A 17,517-nucleotide genomic window follows, 5' to 3' on the forward strand; every position below is an offset into this window, starting at 1 on the left:
AGGCTCATCTAGGGCGTATGCCGCCAAGCCGAAATGCCGCCTTGCGAATCCAATTGTAGAAATAGCCGCCCCTCTTCATGGTACAAATCAGGACAGAAGGCTTCCTCTGCAGCTTCCTGTGCCCCGTCATGCCTATTCCATACGGTCATATTCAGCCCCCTCCCCCATAAGAACAAGCGATCACCATCTACTGCTAATTTTCCCTGTGGATGAGGATAAACATTCTCTATTGGTGAAGTGGTCTCATAGGCAGGGGCCTCTCTTAATACGATTGAACGTTCACCCGTCATCACATTGAACACCATAACGACAGGCAATGCGCCTTCATCCGGCAAATCCTCCTCATCGAATAGATCGCCATCCACTTGTCCCCAGATTGCAATGGTCTGCGAATCTACCCAAGCGGCGGGCAAGTCCCAGTCCACAAGTATTTCCCAAGGTGAGGATACGGAAGCACCGTCTTCCGACTCACGAGCGTTTTTAAGCCAAGCTCGGACATTCCAGGACCGAATAATACCAACAGGCTGCCATACCCAGCCCGTATCTACAACCCACTGCTGATCCGGCGATACATAAAGTTTGGCGTGAAAATAATTAAGATAGCCGTCGTCTTCATATTCGGCCTGTGGACGGCTGCTTAGAAGCTCCCCTGTCAACACATCGGTTAAGTCCACACGATTCCACAGTGTTCCATGAATGAGCAGAGATCGTCCGTCAATCTCGGCAAAGGCTAACGGAAAGGTACATACCTCTGAATGATAGTCGTCTCGAGACAGCTTCATCATTTGTTGACGGGCGAGCAAATCATAAACTGCGGCGTGACGGCCAAAACAGTTCGAAACCGCTGCATATTGCCCATCTTTACTGATTACGACTTGTACGGGATGATGAATATTGAACTCAGGGATATCCACTTGGAGCAGTTGTTCAGCAAGTCCTGTAGCAAGGTTCAGCTTCCACAATTCACATGCATGATTTAAGGCAAGCACCGACCTATTTTGCTCATTAGGCAAAGGATGCATAACAGCGATAGGACCTGGGGAGGCGCTAAGCGCTGGCAAAGAAATGTGATGCAATGGCATATTACCACCCCTTTTCATTAATAGCTCTATTTTAATCTATTCCTATGTATCTTCCAAATACTAGGGCGTGCAAGCAAACCGGAGTCGGTCTACTGCGTCTTGCTTAGCGCTTATTCGAAGCGAATCTCAAAGCAAATTTCAAAGCAGATCTCAAAGCAAATCTCAAAGCAAATCTAAAAGCAAATCTAAAAGCAAATCTCATCTGACGATTCAAGACTTAAGGAGCCGCAGCGTGAGATTGTTGCTAAGACCATTGTCGCTAAGACCATTGTTGCTGAGGCCATTGTCGCTAAGAACACGCGGCTCGGAAAGCTCGCTCCTTTTTTTTGGAGGACTGAGGTTCCGCTATTCTGGCTTTTTCAACGATTTTAGGCTTTAAGCGGACAGGAGATCCGTTATCTACCTAATAATCCGAGCAAAATGGCTATTGGAAGTGCATTAGCGTCTCCTGAGTCCGCAGCCTGTCCCATAACCCGTGATCCTAATAAAATAGCGTCTGCTGTGTCCGCCAAAATTATCTTTGTGCAGGGAGTAAAACTATGAAACCAAGCGCATAGAGCTGCCTTAAGGTACGCTTGTTTATATTCATGGAGAGTGATATTTCCGGTAGAAGAGGCAATACGATTGACGCTAAATTCAATCAGGGTCTGGCTTGCTTACGTTTGTATACATGCCTTAGTCGGTCGGACGGCTGTTTTGGAGGACTGGCGTCTTTTTTTTGCTGAGATAAATGCCAATTCACCACAATAGGCTCAAAAACTTTTAAAATCAAGTGAGAGAATTAGCGAGGATGGGGAGTCTTAGTAGTGAGATAAACAAAAGTCGCACCGTAAGAGGAGGGAAGCAAGTGGAGCTGAGAGACGATCATATGATAATCAAAGCCGTGCTGAACGGAAATAAACAAGCGTACGCGGATATCGTCCGGCGCTATCAAAATAAGCTTTATGGACTGTTTCGAAAAATGGGCTCTTCCGAGGCTGATGCTGAGGATTTGACGCAGGAGACGCTGCTCAAGGCGTACCGCAAGCTGGCATCGCATAATCCGGTGCAAAGCTTTGCTGGCTGGCTTTATACAATAGCTGTTAACTTGCAGAAGGACGGCTGGCGACGGAAAACAGCAGAATCCCCCGTGCAGGATGAAGGCTGCGAACGCGAGACACCCGAATCCAAGCTGCTGCAAAAAGAGCTGCGCTCTGAGCTGGACCATCTGCTGGAGAAGCTGCCTGAGCATTATCGGCTGGTGCTGGTTCTCCGCTACACGAACCAGCTGAGCCACGAGGAAATCGCCAGCATAACCGGCATGTCTGTACGGCAGGTCACCAACATCGTTCACCGCGCTAAAATCAGACTGCGGAAAATGGTAGAAGCCAAGGAGGGACAACGTTATGACATTTTGGAATCGTACAAAAGCTGAAACAGCCGGTCTTAAAGCGGGGGCTGAAGCAGCGACACCGACACCAACACCGACGATGGAAGATAAAAAAATAGAAAGCGTCTTGTTCGAGGACAAGCTTCAAGACGATTTTACCGATCGGGTGATGCTGGAGCTGGAGGGCATCGACATAGAGCCAGCGGGAAATCGTGATCCGCTTGATCTTGAGCCGGGCGCCTCATCTATTGCCCATCAAGTCAAACGTCAATATGCGGTCAGAAAATCTTCAAGACGCAAAGCCTGGGGGCTTGCAGCCGCTGCCGTCGTGCTCGCGGGAAGCACGCTGCTATACGCACAACCGACACTTGCGGATATGGTGCGGTCGCTTTTTGCCCAGAACAGTTATGTGGATAACGGCATGAAGCAGGCGCAGGAAGCAGGACTTGTGCAGCATCCGGATGCCAGCGCCGAGGATCAGGGTTATACGCTGAAGGTTAACGAAGTGATAGCCGATTCGACCCGTCTCATTGTAGGAATCGACATTTATGATGCGAAAGGAAATCCGGTAGCTGGCGAAATTCAATCTACTAATGGGAATTTCAATCTTTTTGATGTAGATAGAGGGCATATTGGAGATATCCCTTATGGAATCATGACGGGAGGCAATACGACTACGAGCCGATTCGAATTTGTTTTTAGACGGCCAGTATTGAAAGACAAGCTGCAGCTCGACGCTTACATTAACCAGATCGCCTTGCATCAAGGAACACCGGGTTCGGATGACTTTTCGTCTAAGACGGTCAAGGGTCGATGGGCGCTGCGGTTCGATGTCGATTTGAGCAAGGCGAAAGCCCAGACGCTGCTCACCCCTATCGGCATTTCTTATGAGACGCCAAGCGGCATTCGGATTCAGATGCAAGGAGCAACCCGTACGCCGAGCGGAGGCTCGCTTGAATTTACGACGTCGCTGACGCCGGAGGCGGCGAGCAGGGCATTAAACGGTCAAAGCGGGTTTAATCTGTTAAACTACCATCTGGAGGATGAACAAGGCAATGTGCTTGAGAAGAGCCCAAGCATGACGGAAATGGAATTTTCAAGCCGTCGCTACGAGTTTGACCGATGGAGCGGGTTGACGAAATGGTTTTACCAATTCGATGATTTTGCCTATGACAAGCAGCAGATCCGGTTTGTGCTGGACAGCTATATGATTCGGGAAAAAAGCGAGGCCTCGGTCGTCTTTGATCCGTCTCAAGCTTCGGCCGAAAATCCTGTCCTATTTGAAGACGCTGGCGATTCATTGCTGCTCAAGGGATTAACGGTCAACTCAGATGGGGTAGGGAAAATTCCAATTGGGGGAACGTTCAGCAATCCCAACTTTGCGTCGGATACTTGGATCGCCGTTGATGAGAATGGCAAGGAATACCGGATGTCGGTTGGCGGGGGATATAGCCCTGAACATCCGAATTTGGACGATGGGGCTGATCTTGGATTCGTGATGTTTGGCATGAACAGCATGCCGAAAGAGCTGACGATTAAACGCACGGTCATCAATCGCCAGTACAAGGATGCCGACTTGTCTTTCATCATTCCGTCAGAGGGAACGACTGGTGTCATTCCGCAATAAGCCAGCGGGGCGACAGCGGATGGGCGTTGTCCCCTATGAAACTGTAATTTGGGGTATGATGGCTATTGCAGCTACATGGATTTACGGATTTCTCCTTTCAATCACGAGGATGGGGTGAAAAAATGAAAGAAACGATATTCGTGCTGGCACCAGATTCATTCAAGGAAAGCATGACAGCAAAAGAAGTCTGCATCGCAATGGAAAAAGGGCTAAGGAAAATCTATCCGGCAGCAGGTTATATTCATGTCCCGATGGCTGACGGAGGAGAAGGAACGGTGCAATCCCTTGTGGATGCTACAGGCGGGACTATACATTATAAAGAAGTAAGCGGACCGCTTGGCCAGACCGTAACGGCAGCATATGGCATTCTTGGCGACGGTACAACGGCGGTTATCGAGATGGCATCGGCCAGTGGCATTCATCTGGTGACGAAGCAAAAGAAAAACCCGCTTTGCACCACTACTTACGGGACCGGCGAAGTGATTCGCGCTTGCTTGGATCAGGGAATCCGCAAAATCATTATTGGAATCGGCGGCAGCGCCACCAACGATGGGGGAGCGGGCATGGCTGAAGCGCTCGGTGCAAAATTCCTTGATGCACAAGGACAGGCACTTTCGCGTGGCGGAGGGGCTTTGGAACACTTGGCCCGCATCGATGTGTCGATGCTGGATGAGCGTTTGCAGGAAGTGCAGTTTATTGTCGCCTGCGATGTGACGAATCCGTTATGCGGGGAGCATGGCGCTTCGCAGGTATTTGGTCCGCAGAAGGGAGCGACGCCGGAAATGGTTCAGCGGCTGGATGCGAATCTTTCACATTATGCAGATGTCGTTAAGCAGCAATTGCGTAAGGATGTTCGAGACATACCGGGCGCAGGCGCAGCTGGCGGATTGGGGGCAGGCCTATTGATTTTCACGCAGGCGGTTTTGCGCAAGGGTATTGAAATTGTAATTGAATATACAGAACTTCGAGACAAGTTGGCTGAGGCCGATGTCGTGTTTACGGGTGAAGGCGGCATCGATTTTCAGACGAAATTTGGCAAAACCCCCTACGGTGTAGCACAAGCGGCCAAGGAAGCGGGCAAGCCGGTCATAGCTATCGCCGGATACATTGGGGAAGGAATCGAAACGTTATACGCCGAAGGCATTGATGCTGTGTTCGGAATTGTTCCAGGAGCCTCCGATTTGGAGAAGCTTCTGAAGGAAGGTCCAAGCAACGTAGAACGTACTGCCGAGAACATTGCGAGGGTGTTGAAATTAACGAAAGTTTAGGAGAGCTGCGGGCTAATTCAAGACAGTTCAATAGAGACGAGCATGCCCGCTTTATCCTTTGCCATACTTCTACCCTGTTCAGCAGCACCGTGCTCACACATAATTCAGTTATTGAATACCGACGGTGCTTTTGATGATATCGAAGGGGAGGAATGGATATGTTTGATAAAACGGTAGCGCTGCAGCCTTATGCGGATATGTCTGTGCATATGGAGGGCTTTGAGGTGGTTTCGGCCCAGCTCGGCGGTGATGAATGCGTGTATGTACTGCTGGTTAACCGCATCCCGAAACGGAAACGAGGCGTGCACGTCCCATCAGCACTGAAGGAAACGTACACCTATAAGGTGCTCATCATAGAAGATAACTATATGGAAGCAGTGGTGATTGAGGGACAGCATTTCAATTATCATTATGTGCAGCCCCTTCGGAATAAACTGCTGTTAGTCGGTGCGCGCTGCTCTTATTATGGCTTAGAGAGATATGATTTGAACGCCAAAGTATGTGACTATAAGGGCGAGACCGTTCGGGAATTTATGCTGGGAGACGGCATTCAGAGCGTGCAGGTAACGGAGAAGGGCACCATTTGGACCAGTTATTTCGACGAAGGTGTTTTTGGAAATAACGGGTGGAATCATCCCATTGGGGCACAAGGTCTCCTGGCTTGGGATGAGCATGGCAACAAAATATACGAAGACCACACGTCGAATATCGCGGATTGTTATGCGCTGAATGTCGTGAATGAACAGGAGATCTGGTTCTATTTTTACACGGACTTTCTGTTAGGCCGTATTTCAGGCGGACCCGAGCAGGCTAAGGTTACCTATATGAATCCGAATATTTCCGGCTCCGCCGGGTTTTGTACGGATGGGTACCACTTTTTATTCGACGGCGGCTACGGCAAGCATGAGACCTTTATTTTGAAGAAAAATGAAAAACGAGACAGCTTGAGTGCGGGGCACAAAATTCATTTTTTGAATGAGCAGGCGGAGCCGCTTAAACCGCTTACTCAAGATTTTCGAGAAAACCGTGTGCTGTTCAGTGAAGGCAACTATTTGTACAAAGTGGCGATTGAAGAATTAATTTAGTTCATATAGACTTAGGAGAAAGTTAGAACGAAGCGAGTAAGGGAGCTGCCAGGATGAAAGTGCAATTAGAAGGCATTACCGTATTATCGAATGATGTATCCCGGCTGGCCAGCTTTTATCGTGATGTACTCGGATTTAAAATCGTAGTAGAAGAAGGTCATTATGCGGAGTTTGAAAATAATGGGGTTCGTTTGGCGATATGCTCCAAGCCGTTAATGGCGGATAATACGAACGACCATCCTTCGTTTACAGAAGAGCATAAGGGACAGGCGTTTGAGCTTAATTTTCAATGCTCTTCTCCAGAAGAGGTTTATGCTCTTTATGATGAATTTGTCTCAAAAGGAGCTACAGCGATTACAGCGCCTCAATTAAAGGCTTGGGGACATACAACAGGCTTTTTCGCTGATCCGGAAGGCAATATTCATTCGATATTTGCGATCAATCCCATTGAAGCGAGTCCACAGTAGGCATTAGACAAACAGACAGCCCGCATCTCATGTTATTAATGAGTGAAGGCTGTCTGTTCTTTTTGCCCAATCGTTATTTTATTCGAGTCCTGCCTGTGCTTTGGATAGCAGCTTTCCTTTGTTGAAAGAGAGGATAGCATTCGCTCCTGTATCTCCTGCGCCATAATAGGAGTAGACGACCATATCTGCGGTTTCGCTCAAGGCGCTACCGTCACCGCCAACAATATTTTTCACCTCATCATAGGTCATGCCAATCACAATCTGCTGATACTGATCAAAGGTAATTCGAACATCGTCCCCTTTGTCAGCCGGGCCATTATCGCTTGGCGCAGACGCATCGACACTGCCGCCAGCTTGATTAATGGCTACAACCGTTGATTTGAGCTCTTCCAGCTCTTGTTCCTTAGCGGCTAGCTGCTGTTCCAGCCCCGCAACCTTTTCCTGCAAACTGTCAAAATCTGATTGTGTAGGTCCCGAAGAACCACATGCTGAAAGGGTAAGCAGCGACAATATAAGGGCCACTCCGCTTAACCATCGTCTATTATTTTTTTTCATAGAGACAACCCCCATTTTAAGATGAACTCGCTTTTATACAGCAACCAACAGTTTCTGGAAAGAAAAACAATGCCGCCATCCAGTTTACCATAGCAAATACCTGATGTAACTGAGGCTTTGGCTCTGGTCCTAATTTCTTAGTCTTATGTTCTGCTTCCAGTTAACTGAATCGCTTCTCTATATTGGCTGGGCGTTTGTTTCATTTGCTGCTTGAATTGCCGCATAAAATGAATTTCATTATTATAGCCGCACATCTCCGAAACCTTCTTCACGGAAATATCCGTCGTTGAAAGCAAATATTTCGCATGCTCGATTCGGCTCAGAATCAAGTCCGTAATCGGGCTAACGCCAAAAAAGTCCTTATACAAGTGCTGAAAACAAGATTTGCTCATCGTCAGCTCATGAGAGAGACCGGCTATCGTCCACGGGAGAAAAGGCTGATTGTACATTTTGGTGCGGACAATCGACATTTTATTGTAATGGGTGCTGCTGATTTCTTTATTGGAAACATGGATTTTGTTGCTTAGCTTAATAAAAAACAGCTTCAAATATAATTGAATCGTTTCTGATTTGAAACGGTTGGAGGAATAGTTTTCATAGCACAAATGGTTAATCATCAACGACAGCTCGTTCATGTCGCCAATGCGGACGATTTGATTTTGGGGGATTTCTAGCTCAGCGAGCAGAGCTTCATCACCCTCCTGCAGCTTGAAGTGAAACCAGTCATTCGTAAACTGCGCTCCGCATGCGCGGTACATTTGCGGCTCGTCCTCGCTGTAAAGAATGAAGGAATTCGGTTCAGTCAGCATTTCGGAGCCATTTAAGGTGAAAAATGCAGGTGTTTTCAAAAGCAGCAGCATATAGTCGCCGGAGCCCTGCGGCCTATTTATAATAAAATCGCTATCGTGGCTATGATTAAAGCCGATATTTCCAATATTCATAAGCGCCTCCATGGATGCGGGGTATGCCCATTGTATAATCCGCTTGCTGCGTTGTAAATATAATTTGCACAATAGGTTAGTAGATGCGCATAATGTGTAATTGAATGCCCATGCCCTTCTAAATTATGCTGAATATATCAAATTCAACGTTCAGCGTGACGTGGCAAAGAGGGGATATATATGCAAATCCATATAACGAATCAACGTGGCCCTGCTATCGAGAAGGGCATGATCGGACTGTTTTTCGAAGATATCAATTACGGGCTCGACGGTGGTCTTCATGCGGAAATGATCGAAAACCGTTCCTTTGAGTTTTTAGAGACAACAGGGGACAAAGGCAGTGTTCAGGAGACGTATGCCGGACTTTATGGCTGGAGCGCATATCCGCAAGCTGCAAGCGGCGCTATTTTGAATATCGAAACGGACAAGCCGCAAAACACGACAAACCCGCACTATCTGGCGTTCACCGCGACGGATAGCCAGAAGGCTTTTACGAATAAAGCGTATGATGGCGTTTGTTTGAAGAAGGACGTGGCCTATCACGTCTCTTTCTACGCACGAGCAGAAAATTACTCAGGTGGCATTGAAGTGTTTGTGGAGAAAAATGGCAAGAATATGGCTTTTGCTGAGGTTACTTCATCCGTCAAGGGCGAATGGATTCAATACAAAGCGGAGCTGCGCGCTAGCGAGGTCGTTTCTTATGGCGCTTTTGTCATTCAACTGAACGAGCCGGGCACCGTCTGCTTTGATTTTATTTCCATGATTCCCGCAGATGCGGTGTTGGGACTGTTCCGCACAGATTTGGTAGAGCTGCTGAAGGATATGAAGCCGGGATTTTTGCGGTTTCCCGGAGGCTGCGTCGTAGAGGGCTACTCTCTGGATAACCGTTACCAATGGAAGCATGGCATAGGAAAAGCGGAAGAGCGGAAACCAAATACCAACCGCTGGGCGCTGCATGGAAATAATGAGGAAAACCAGTTTATGAGCCCATACAGCCACTATAATCAGACGCTCGGAATCGGGTATTATGAGTATTTTCTGCTATGCGAATATTTGGGGGCGAAGGCAATCCCCGTTTTGAATGTTGGACTCGCTTGTCAGTATCAGTCTGATGAGCTCGTATGCGTCGATACGCCAGCTTTTCAAGAATACATTGACGATGCGCTGGATCTGATCGAGTTCGCAAATGGACCAGCAGATTCGCCATGGGGACTTATTCGGGCGCAAATGGGGCATCCAGAGCCTTTCGGGCTAGAGATGATTGGTCTCGGTAATGAGCAGTGGGAAACGGAGCATGTCGATTTTTATAAGCGCTCCGATCTGTTCCAGCAAGCCATTCATCGTCAATATCCTGGGATGAAGCTTATCGGCTCAGCAGGCCCGGATATTTCCTCTGAAAACTATGAAAATGCGTGGAAATATTATAAAGACAGAACAGCGAAAAATCCGGATTTCGTGTACGCGGTAGACGAGCATTATTATGTAAAGCCGGAATGGCTGTGCGAAAACGTCCATTTCTATGATAAGTATCCAAGAAACATTAAAGTGTTTGCTGGCGAATATGCGGCTCACCATGGCAATGGCATGAACGCGCCCCATTTTAACAACTGGAGTGCCGCTTTGGGAGAGGCAGCCTTTATGACGGGGCTTGAGCGGAATGCCGATGTAGTCGTCCTTGCTTCTTATGCGCCGCTGTTCGCAAGATTGGGCTATTCTCAGTGGTCGCCAGATATGATATGGCTTGATGGCGAGCATTCCTATGGCAGCCCTAGCTACTATGTGCAAAAAATGTACAGCACGCTTATGGGAAGCGAACTGCTTAAGGTCGTCCATGACGACGAGGAAATTCCGTTCTCCGTCTCCTATGATGCAGAAGAGGGCGCGATCTTCGTGAAGCTGGTCAATACGCTCAAGCGTACCGTTCGGGTAGAGCTGAAGACCGAATTCCAGCTCGCCGAGGATGCGGAAGTTTATATTATGCAAGGCGGAGAAGAGGCGGTCAACTCTATCGAGCTCCCGCTTAACGTAGCTCCGCAAAAGCACGAAATCAAGGTGAGCAGCACGATGGAATATGAGGTCCATGCGAAGTCATTTCATGTCATTAAGATGTTTTGCAAGGATGGGAAATAGGGATAGCTTTAACGGTGCAATAGGAGTTATGACGGTGGGTTGAACAGGAACAGGAACAGGAACAGGAATAGGATCAGGTGGGGCCCAGCAACGACCAGTCAAGCGGCGGAGATTAGTATCCGTTGCTGGGGCTGGTCTTTTTTTTGTGAGGGGAAATGGGCCTAATTTCTAGCATCGCTTCGAATCAGCTATACGTCGGTCCAGCAGCATGCTATAGTAAAATTTAAGCAGTAGCAGGGGGATTATCCCATTTTCAATAGCGGATTTAGCATTCTTGAACCGACCAAGGAGATGGTTTTTATGGAGCATGATGATATCAACATAAGAATGGATAGGCAAAGGGACATTTTAGCAGAGGAGCATAGAGATCCTTTCGTAATAACCTTTTTCACCTACGCCAATCAGGATATTTATGGTTTTGTAGCTAAGGGCAGCACGGGATTTTCCAAATATGGCTTAGACATTATTGCCGCAGCCGTATCCACGCTTACGATTAATGCCGTTAATTCCATTAATCAATTTACAGATGACAGTCCTGAGGTAGACATGGGCAGGAACTATATGAAATGCATCATTCATGAAAAAGTCAGTAGGGATTCGCAAATTTTATTGCGATCACTCCGGTTAGGCATGGAAGACATTCAGCGTTCATATGGCGAGCAATTTTTGATTATTGAGGAAATAAGGATGGAGAAGAATTGAATTGAATTGAATTGAAATAGACAGGGAGAGAACCGAGATGAAACAAGCATTAATCGTTATCGATGTGCAGGAGGTTTTTTTTAACTTGCCGGAAAATTACTTATATCAAAAAGAGGACTTGGTGCTCCGCATTAACCAATGGATTGCGGCTGCACGAAGGGCAGAGGTTCCGGTGATTTTTATCCAGCATACGGATTATAACAATAAAAATGGAGAATTTTATGTCGATTCACCAGATTGGCAGTTGCATCACGGACTGGATATTAGGCCAGGGGATGCAGTCATTCGAAAAACGACATGGGATTCGTTCCACAACACTGAATTGCCTGTTGTTTTGGAGGGGAAATCGATTGAACAGCTTATTTTTGCTGGAGCACAAACCGAATTTTGTTTGGATACAACGATTCGAGCCGCGTACAGCCGTGGCTATAAGTCTAATATTTTGGCGAAAAATAGCCATAGCACCCTTGCGAACGCTGTGCTGACCGCTCCTCAAATTATTGAGCATCACGAGCACATATGGAATGGAAGGTTTGTCAAGATTCGCGACTTAGACGAGCATGTATTTTAACCCTGTATGACCCTTTGCAGTTGAAAAATGCTGTCAACGTTTCTCAACGAGCCGCCGCCGCTTTTTTTGATTTAATTTCAGCAGCTCTGGAAGCTCGATCCTTTTTTGGAGGACTGAGGTTCCGCTATTCTGGCTTTTTCTACGATTTCAGGCCGTAAGCGGACAGGAAAGTCGTTATTGCGCTCCTAATCCCGTCAAAATGGACATTTACCGCGCATTAGCGGCTTCTGAGTCCGCAGCTAGTGCCTTAACCCGTGATTCGGTTAAATAGCGGCTTCTGAGTCCGCCAAGTCAGTCTTTGTGCAAGGGAGTATCGGGTTAACCCTAATGTTCTACTCATAAGGGGGACAATCCCGGTAGTAGAGGCCATACGTTTGATGCTAGATTCGATCTGAATCTGGCCCGTTTACGGTTGCACACGCACTAGATTGTATTCGCTCTATTTCATATCCCATTTCCTTCATAGCGGCAAGTCCGTCCTCGATGACAAGCATTTTCGTCCCAGTCCATCCGCAGCTTAATCCATATAAGAGCCACTCGCGAACCCGTTTGGGATGATTGAGATTGTAATTCTCTTCAGGCATGTTGTTACTATTATTAGCCAATATAAATCCCGAATTTAGTGGACACCCAGCGATAGGATCATCCCATGTGCGTATGCGGATGTGTAAAGGGTGGATTTTGGAATCCTTTAAATAAATTTTTAGTTCGTGCATACAGGTCTGGCTTTCGACTCGCATAGACAGCGTATATTTATAGTCTACTCCGTCGATTGATATACTGCGCAGCTTGTTCTTCAACTTGATCACCTGTTCATATGAATTTGCTGGCGTTGTTGTACCGTATTTCTTGTACTTATTGATTAGATCGTCTTATGGGAGAACGGGAAATGGAAAGCAGAGATCATTCCTTCTACAAATTTCCATAAACCACAATTTCATCAGCCTGCTCCAGCACCTCGCGAACCCAAGCAGTGAATGAATGGATAAAGGCAAGCTGGCCCGGGTCTTCTAAAGATAGGGCATCAAACTCCTGCACAACCTGTTCCCAGACCGCCTGCGGTATCGGATTATCCCAGCAAGGATCGAAAGCTGCATAAATCTCGCCTGTGCGTATATCGGCAAGCGGGTATTTTTGCTGAATATACGGCAGCATATCGCTGAAATCTTCCTCATAAATAAAAATCCGATTATTGGCTGGTTCTGCATCCTCATAACGAACGGGGCTAAAGGAATAGCCGATGCCATTTTTAGGCCCGTTGTAACGATATTTCATGGTGCGGATCGTTTCCGCCTGCTTTTTGCTCATGGCTCCTTCGGCCCCCATATCCTAGTTTTATAGATTTCCCGCTTATTTGCCACTCATTTCATTTAAAGCATCAGGATAAATAATGGTGTCAAAAATAGTTCCCGTACCCTCATCCTGAATGTTAATGGTGACCTTGAGCTCTTCGGGAGATACGCCAGCAATTGCTTGATAAGACATTGCCGCCGCTCCAATGCCAAAATTCGCAATTGCATCGAAGCTGTTTTTGTAAGCTTTTTGATCCACGATACATGTAAACTCTGAGAAAGCTTTGTTATGCTTGACATCCTTAATAAATGCCAAATAGTTCCCGCTTTTTAGATCCTCTATCGCTTGCAGCATGCCTTTTCCTGCTTTTTTCATTCATTCCTTATGAGCAGCTTGCGGCATTCTAAAAGTGACGGAACCGTCCGTATTTGTAGTAATTTCGTCAATCCCAATCTTTTTCGCATCAGCCGTTATACTGTCCATATCCTGGTCTTTGAGTATGGAAGCTGGCATCGTAAATTCGGTCTGTAGCAGCCTGTTATCGACCTCGATGGATTGTGATTGCTCGTTTGTGTCCGCAGCTTCAGCTTGTTGATGATTTGTAGAAGCTTGGGAACATCCGGCAAGTGACAAGCACACGATTAGTGCAGCCGCTCCCCAAATATGTATTTTCTTCAAAAAGGTACCCCCAACTTTATTCGGTTAATGTAAATCCTTGGTATTATACCATAAAGCTGAGGTAGAGAAGAGTTCTACTAGATTTATGCAGGCTGAGTGGAGCGCATGAAAAGCTAGAATGCAATGACCTCTCCATCCTCAGGAATAAACGCTTCATTTTCCAAGCCTCGCTCCTTCAGGAAGATTCTAAGCTGCTGGCGCTTGAGTGTACAATGGCTAATGGCATCCATGTGAACAGCGACGAGCTTCGTAGCTGGCGAAACCTTGCGAATACGCAGGATATCTTCCGCTGTCATCGTAATAGTCGTCCCCAATAGCAGCTGTGCGCGTGCGGTATGCAAAATCGCAATATCCGGCTGGTTCTCCCTAAATGTCTCTTCAATCGCAGGCGTATAGACGCAGTCACTGACTAAATAAATAGAACCATCCGCTGCTGTACTTAGGATGAATCCGGATACAGGGCCAAGCAGTCTGGTAAAAATACCTTGGGCATGCTGTCCTTTGATCCGTTTCAGCTGTATGCCGCCCCATTCCAACGAGTTGCCAATGACTTGTACGTTGAGGAAGCCGGCAGTTTGCAAGAAGGTCTGATCTTCCGGCTGGCAAAAGACGGGGGTTCGCTTGTTTAACACCGAGATCGCTTTTTTATCCATATGATCAAAATGTCGATGGGTTAACAATACAGCGTCCATGTCCTCAAAAAAAGGGAGGGGAACGGGCAGCGGGGTTAGCGGATTTCTGCGTAATGTTCGAGTGAAAGGAACAGGCGGAAGCTCGCGGGCGTCACTTAACATCGGATCCACAAGTATTTTTTTACCGTTTATCGTAACGACCAATGTGGCGTGGCGAATATGTTGGATTGAAATTGTAATAGGAAGCACCTCCAAATAATACCGATCGGTCTGTTTTTAAATTAACATACTTTTGGAGTGCCATCAAGCTGCTATTCCTCTTGCGTTACGGTGCGAATCTGCATCTAAGAAGTTGAACACGGCAGAAGAGTATGCTATTTTAAGACCAATCGGTATTTTTCTGAAAAGAGGGCTGGATATGCGCAAGGGACAAATGACGAAAGAACATATTATTCGCCAATCAGCAGGCCTGTTTAATACGAAGGGGTATGCGGGCACGTCGTTGTCGGAGATTATGGAGCGCTGCAATGTCCGCAAGGGCGGCATCTATAACCATTTTGAAAATAAGGATGAAATTGCGCTGGCTGCTTTTGATTATTCCTTTATGCAATTAAAGAGTTTGCTGATGGATGCCATCTCGAACAAAGCTTCCTCCACAGATCAACTGCTGGAAATATGCGATGTCTATGTAACGTTGATTGAACAGGATGCTTGTGAAGGCGGATGCCCCATTCTAAATACTGCGGTGGAAAATGACGACGGTCACCCGCTGCTCAAGCAAAAGGCGCAGCTTGCCATGAAAGAGCTGATGACCGAGCTTGGGAATATCGTTAGGGAAGGGATGGTTAGACAAGAGTTTCGCAGCGATCTGGATGTGGAAGCATCATGCAGTGTAGTCATCGGGCTAATTGAAGGCGGAGTCATGATGAGTAAATTATTTGATGATGCTAAATATATTCGGCATTGTGCGGAGCAAGCGAAGGCTTATATAAAGGAACGAATCGTTGCTTAAATGTCTTCGTGACCTGTCTTCTTAACTTTTCACCCTCCCACCCCGTGAAGGCGGAATGCCACAAATTGAATAGGAATAGGAAGCTAATTTTCAAAAAAAAGAGCCAATGCCGCGTTTGACCGCGAGCATTGGCTTTAGTTCTATTATGCTTTTATCATACTTCTATCATCTCACATTTAATATTTAATATTTAATGAGGTTGATAAATCTGATAAGCAAAGTGGTAAAGCGTCGTTTCATTAGAGCTCAAAACCGCATTATTGGAGCTGAACTGGATCGGAATAATATCAAAGTAGTGGTAGGAAACCCAGTTGTCATAGCCATAAAGTCCAACACCAGGCTGGATGCTGGAGATAGAGGCAGTGAATCCTCCGCTGGAATTAGTAGTGGTAGTCGCCGTATAAAGCAGATTGTTCAGAACCGTTCTGATGCTCACGGTAATAGGCACATTAGCAGCTGCATTTCCGCTTGAATCTCTAGCTGAACCCGTCACGGTAATATAGTTTTGGATGCGATACTTATTCCCATACCCATAGGTCATATAACCTGAAACGTTAGGGTCGGAGGTAATGTTCGATACCGTGACTGCCGCAGCCGCATTGCTCACGCTGAAGGTGTAAGGCTGCGAAGCATTAAACGAAGATGTGCTTAATACTCTAAAATAATAAGTGCCAGCACTCATGTTGTAGGTTCCACTAGTATTTTGGTTAATGGTAGCCAGTTGATTTAGGTTCTGGTTGTAGATGTTAACCTGATAGTTTGTGCCAGCCGCTGGATTGTTAAAAGATATCGTGTACTGCTTAGCTGTGCTGACCGTGAATTTGATCCAGTCCTCGTCAAAAGCGTTGTCGATGGTCTGGCTGACGGTGAAGGCGCTTGTTTTTGCTTTGGCATACACATAGTTGTCATCAGGCTCGGCACTGTCATAAACAGAGGATTGAACGACTGTAAAATAGAACGGATTGCTTGCATCATAGCCTGCCACCGTATTGACGGCCAAATAATAGATGCCCGCTGGAGCGATCCGGCTTACTTGCTCGTCCATTTGCGGACCATAAACCGAATAATGCTCCTCTACCAATTGCAAGGTATCTAAATCTAAGCGGAATAAGTGCAAATCATAATCGACAGCTGCGGATTGCACCGTTTGTAAAAAAGCGGTCAGTTTGCTAGGCGCAGTCGTTTGAAAGTTAAACCACTTCTGCCCGCCAGCTTGGTCAATATAATCAAAATAGACTTGGCCCGTATTGATCGTATAGGCGTTGCCAGGATCGGTATTGTATACCGCCTGAGTGACGGAGTCGAGGGAGCGCTGTTGCAGGCTTTGTGTCGAACTAGAGATGTCTGAAGGTGCAGGCAACGCTTCTGTAAGGTCAAGCTTGCTGCTTTCCGGAATGTCGAAGGATGGCAATTGTGTGCTGCTGGTTGTCAGACTTACCTCGGGAATGGCCTGGGCATTCGCGCTAGGTGTGAAGGAAAACCCGCCAAATACCGCCGTGACTAGTAGAGAAACCGCCAATAAAAGCCGCTTGAACATGGTAAACTCTCCTTTTTCTTCTAGTAGACTACGAATATAATCATTACATATTTATCTATTTTTTACAATTGTATCTTTGTGAACTTTTTGTCAAAATTTATATAAAGGACGAATGAAAATAGTGAAAATAGCGAGAATAGGCATAAAAAATAGCCCCGACATCCACGTTGTTGTGGTCGTGAGGGCTATTTGTGTATGAAGTAAAAGTTTGGAGTTGGCTCGAAAACTACTCGTTTACGATGTCAGCGATCAGCTCGCTTGCAACCTCAATGAGCTTAGGAATGACCGCATCGTTCGTGCCGGAAACGTAAATATCGCCCTCATAATGCCGGAAGGGGATCGAAGCTTCTCCGCAGCTCCACATAAAGAAATCGCCTTCTATAGACATCGTGGTAGCGCCTTTTACAGTAAACACCGATGTATATGAAAAATCAGGCTTCGACGCAAAATATTGTTTGCATTCTTCCAAAGAAATCGTCAGCGCCGACGAGTTGTTATTTTGCAGGGCTCTTGTAATGCGATAGCGTTTGCTCATTGAAATACCTCCAATTTAAAATGTTGAATGTTT

At 46.6% G+C, this 17,517-nt stretch carries 18 protein-coding genes; 9 read left to right on the top strand and 9 right to left on the bottom strand.

Translation table 11 applies throughout. The annotated features are described in order from the left end of the window. Window positions 1-8: 8 nt before the first annotated feature. Window positions 9-1,082: a hypothetical protein gene (locus tag AC50Y5_RS30625; protein WP_494865330.1), complete on the bottom strand. Its 1,074-nt coding sequence runs from the start codon at window positions 1,080-1,082 to the stop codon at window positions 9-11. Between the two features lie 847 nt (window positions 1,083-1,929). Here AC50Y5_RS30625 and AC50Y5_RS30630 point away from each other — a divergent pair. The 5 genes from AC50Y5_RS30630 (at window position 1,930) to AC50Y5_RS30650 (ending at window position 6,898) form a co-directional block, all read left to right on the top strand. Then, window positions 1,930-2,496: an RNA polymerase sigma factor gene (locus tag AC50Y5_RS30630; protein ID WP_235533071.1), complete on the top strand. Its 567-nt coding sequence runs from the start codon at window positions 1,930-1,932 to the stop codon at window positions 2,494-2,496. Beyond that, window positions 2,468-4,078, top strand: coding sequence for a DUF4179 domain-containing protein (locus AC50Y5_RS30635; protein ID WP_494865331.1), 1,611 nt, complete (start codon window positions 2,468-2,470; stop codon window positions 4,076-4,078). Before AC50Y5_RS30630 ends, AC50Y5_RS30635 begins: the two co-directional genes overlap by 29 nt. 122 nt (window positions 4,079-4,200) lie before the next feature. Further along, on the top strand, window positions 4,201-5,346 hold the full coding sequence (locus AC50Y5_RS30640) for a glycerate kinase family protein (protein ID WP_494865332.1): 1,146 nt from the start codon (window positions 4,201-4,203) through the stop codon (window positions 5,344-5,346). Window positions 5,347-5,504: 158 nt separating this feature from the next. Next, the gene (locus AC50Y5_RS30645; protein ID WP_494865333.1) at window positions 5,505-6,431 is read left to right on the top strand and encodes a YxiH-YxzG fusion protein; all 927 of its coding nucleotides are present in this window, start codon (window positions 5,505-5,507) and stop codon (window positions 6,429-6,431) included. A gap of 53 nt (window positions 6,432-6,484) precedes the next feature. Then, window positions 6,485-6,898, top strand: coding sequence for a VOC family protein (locus AC50Y5_RS30650; RefSeq protein WP_494865334.1), 414 nt, complete (start codon window positions 6,485-6,487; stop codon window positions 6,896-6,898). A 78-nt stretch (window positions 6,899-6,976) separates the two neighbouring features. Here AC50Y5_RS30650 and AC50Y5_RS30655 read toward each other — a convergent pair whose 3' ends face one another. Both AC50Y5_RS30655 and AC50Y5_RS30660 read right to left on the bottom strand, forming a co-directional pair. Next, a complete protein-coding gene (locus AC50Y5_RS30655; RefSeq protein ID WP_494865335.1) occupies window positions 6,977-7,453 on the bottom strand; it encodes a hypothetical protein in 477 nt (158 codons plus the stop codon). Between the two features lie 143 nt (window positions 7,454-7,596). After that, window positions 7,597-8,394 carry an AraC family transcriptional regulator gene (locus AC50Y5_RS30660; RefSeq protein ID WP_056031511.1) on the bottom strand — a complete coding sequence of 266 codons (798 nt, stop codon included), beginning with the start codon at window positions 8,392-8,394 and terminating at the stop codon, window positions 7,597-7,599. 180 nt (window positions 8,395-8,574) lie between these two features. Here AC50Y5_RS30660 and AC50Y5_RS30665 point away from each other — a divergent pair, with 180 nt between their 5' ends. From AC50Y5_RS30665 to AC50Y5_RS30675, 3 genes are all read left to right on the top strand, one after another. Then, window positions 8,575-10,524 (top strand): alpha-L-arabinofuranosidase family protein, encoded by a 1,950-nt coding sequence (locus AC50Y5_RS30665; protein ID WP_494865338.1) that lies wholly within the window; start codon window positions 8,575-8,577, stop codon window positions 10,522-10,524. Between the two features lie 300 nt (window positions 10,525-10,824). Beyond that, entirely contained in the window at window positions 10,825-11,226 is a 402-nt protein-coding gene (locus tag AC50Y5_RS30670; RefSeq protein WP_494865340.1) for a ribosomal-processing cysteine protease Prp, read from the top strand. Between the two features lie 37 nt (window positions 11,227-11,263). Then, window positions 11,264-11,797: an isochorismatase family protein gene (locus tag AC50Y5_RS30675; protein WP_494865342.1), complete on the top strand. Its 534-nt coding sequence runs from the start codon at window positions 11,264-11,266 to the stop codon at window positions 11,795-11,797. 912 nt (window positions 11,798-12,709) lie between these two features. Here the strand turns inward: AC50Y5_RS30675 and AC50Y5_RS30680 are convergent. The 4 genes from AC50Y5_RS30680 to AC50Y5_RS30695 form a co-directional block, all read right to left on the bottom strand. Beyond that, on the bottom strand, window positions 12,710-13,105 hold the full coding sequence (locus AC50Y5_RS30680) for a hypothetical protein (RefSeq protein WP_494865344.1): 396 nt from the start codon (window positions 13,103-13,105) through the stop codon (window positions 12,710-12,712). Between the two features lie 42 nt (window positions 13,106-13,147). Next, window positions 13,148-13,465, bottom strand: coding sequence for a hypothetical protein (locus tag AC50Y5_RS30685; protein WP_494865346.1), 318 nt, complete (start codon window positions 13,463-13,465; stop codon window positions 13,148-13,150). Further along, window positions 13,466-13,768: a hypothetical protein gene (locus AC50Y5_RS30690; protein WP_494865348.1), complete on the bottom strand. Its 303-nt coding sequence runs from the start codon at window positions 13,766-13,768 to the stop codon at window positions 13,466-13,468. Window positions 13,769-13,881: 113 nt separating this feature from the next. Continuing rightward, window positions 13,882-14,649, bottom strand: a complete 768-nt coding sequence (locus tag AC50Y5_RS30695; RefSeq protein WP_494865350.1) for an MBL fold metallo-hydrolase — start codon at window positions 14,647-14,649, stop codon at window positions 13,882-13,884. A gap of 169 nt (window positions 14,650-14,818) precedes the next feature. On the opposite strand from AC50Y5_RS30695, the gene AC50Y5_RS30700 reads away from it, so the two are divergent. Next, entirely contained in the window at window positions 14,819-15,412 is a 594-nt protein-coding gene (locus AC50Y5_RS30700) for a TetR/AcrR family transcriptional regulator (RefSeq protein ID WP_494865352.1), read from the top strand. Between the two features lie 190 nt (window positions 15,413-15,602). On the opposite strand, the gene AC50Y5_RS30705 is transcribed toward AC50Y5_RS30700, so the two are convergent. After that, window positions 15,603-16,949, bottom strand: a complete 1,347-nt coding sequence (locus AC50Y5_RS30705; protein WP_494865354.1) for an Ig-like domain-containing protein — start codon at window positions 16,947-16,949, stop codon at window positions 15,603-15,605. Window positions 16,950-17,175: 226 nt separating this feature from the next. Beyond that, window positions 17,176-17,484: a hypothetical protein gene (locus tag AC50Y5_RS30710; RefSeq protein WP_056031478.1), complete on the bottom strand. Its 309-nt coding sequence runs from the start codon at window positions 17,482-17,484 to the stop codon at window positions 17,176-17,178. Window positions 17,485-17,517: the final 33 nt, after the last annotated feature.

This window comes from Paenibacillus sp. JT22N7 (assembly GCF_059383875.1).

What these genes read in the sequence shown, in the direction of transcription:
- AC50Y5_RS30680 (WP_494865344.1), bottom strand. Translation starts at nt 13,105, where the DNA reads ATGAGCAAAAAGCAGGCGGAAACGATCCGCACCATGAAATATCGTTAC.
- AC50Y5_RS30700 (WP_494865352.1), top strand. Translation starts at nt 14,819, where the DNA reads ATGCGCAAGGGACAAATGACGAAAGAACATATTATTCGCCAATCAGCA.
- AC50Y5_RS30660 (WP_056031511.1), bottom strand. Translation starts at nt 8,394, where the DNA reads ATGAATATTGGAAATATCGGCTTTAATCATAGCCACGATAGCGATTTT.
- AC50Y5_RS30635 (WP_494865331.1), top strand. Translation starts at nt 2,468, where the DNA reads ATGACATTTTGGAATCGTACAAAAGCTGAAACAGCCGGTCTTAAAGCG.
- AC50Y5_RS30705 (WP_494865354.1), bottom strand. Translation starts at nt 16,949, where the DNA reads ATGTTCAAGCGGCTTTTATTGGCGGTTTCTCTACTAGTCACGGCGGTA.
- AC50Y5_RS30645 (WP_494865333.1), top strand. Translation starts at nt 5,505, where the DNA reads ATGTTTGATAAAACGGTAGCGCTGCAGCCTTATGCGGATATGTCTGTG.
- AC50Y5_RS30650 (WP_494865334.1), top strand. Translation starts at nt 6,485, where the DNA reads ATGAAAGTGCAATTAGAAGGCATTACCGTATTATCGAATGATGTATCC.
- AC50Y5_RS30710 (WP_056031478.1), bottom strand. Translation starts at nt 17,484, where the DNA reads ATGAGCAAACGCTATCGCATTACAAGAGCCCTGCAAAATAACAACTCG.
- AC50Y5_RS30675 (WP_494865342.1), top strand. Translation starts at nt 11,264, where the DNA reads ATGAAACAAGCATTAATCGTTATCGATGTGCAGGAGGTTTTTTTTAAC.
- AC50Y5_RS30640 (WP_494865332.1), top strand. Translation starts at nt 4,201, where the DNA reads ATGAAAGAAACGATATTCGTGCTGGCACCAGATTCATTCAAGGAAAGC.
- AC50Y5_RS30685 (WP_494865346.1), bottom strand. Translation starts at nt 13,465, where the DNA reads ATGAAAAAAGCAGGAAAAGGCATGCTGCAAGCGATAGAGGATCTAAAA.
- AC50Y5_RS30670 (WP_494865340.1), top strand. Translation starts at nt 10,825, where the DNA reads ATGGAGCATGATGATATCAACATAAGAATGGATAGGCAAAGGGACATT.
- AC50Y5_RS30665 (WP_494865338.1), top strand. Translation starts at nt 8,575, where the DNA reads ATGCAAATCCATATAACGAATCAACGTGGCCCTGCTATCGAGAAGGGC.
- AC50Y5_RS30655 (WP_494865335.1), bottom strand. Translation starts at nt 7,453, where the DNA reads ATGAAAAAAAATAATAGACGATGGTTAAGCGGAGTGGCCCTTATATTG.
- AC50Y5_RS30625 (WP_494865330.1), bottom strand. Translation starts at nt 1,082, where the DNA reads ATGCCATTGCATCACATTTCTTTGCCAGCGCTTAGCGCCTCCCCAGGT.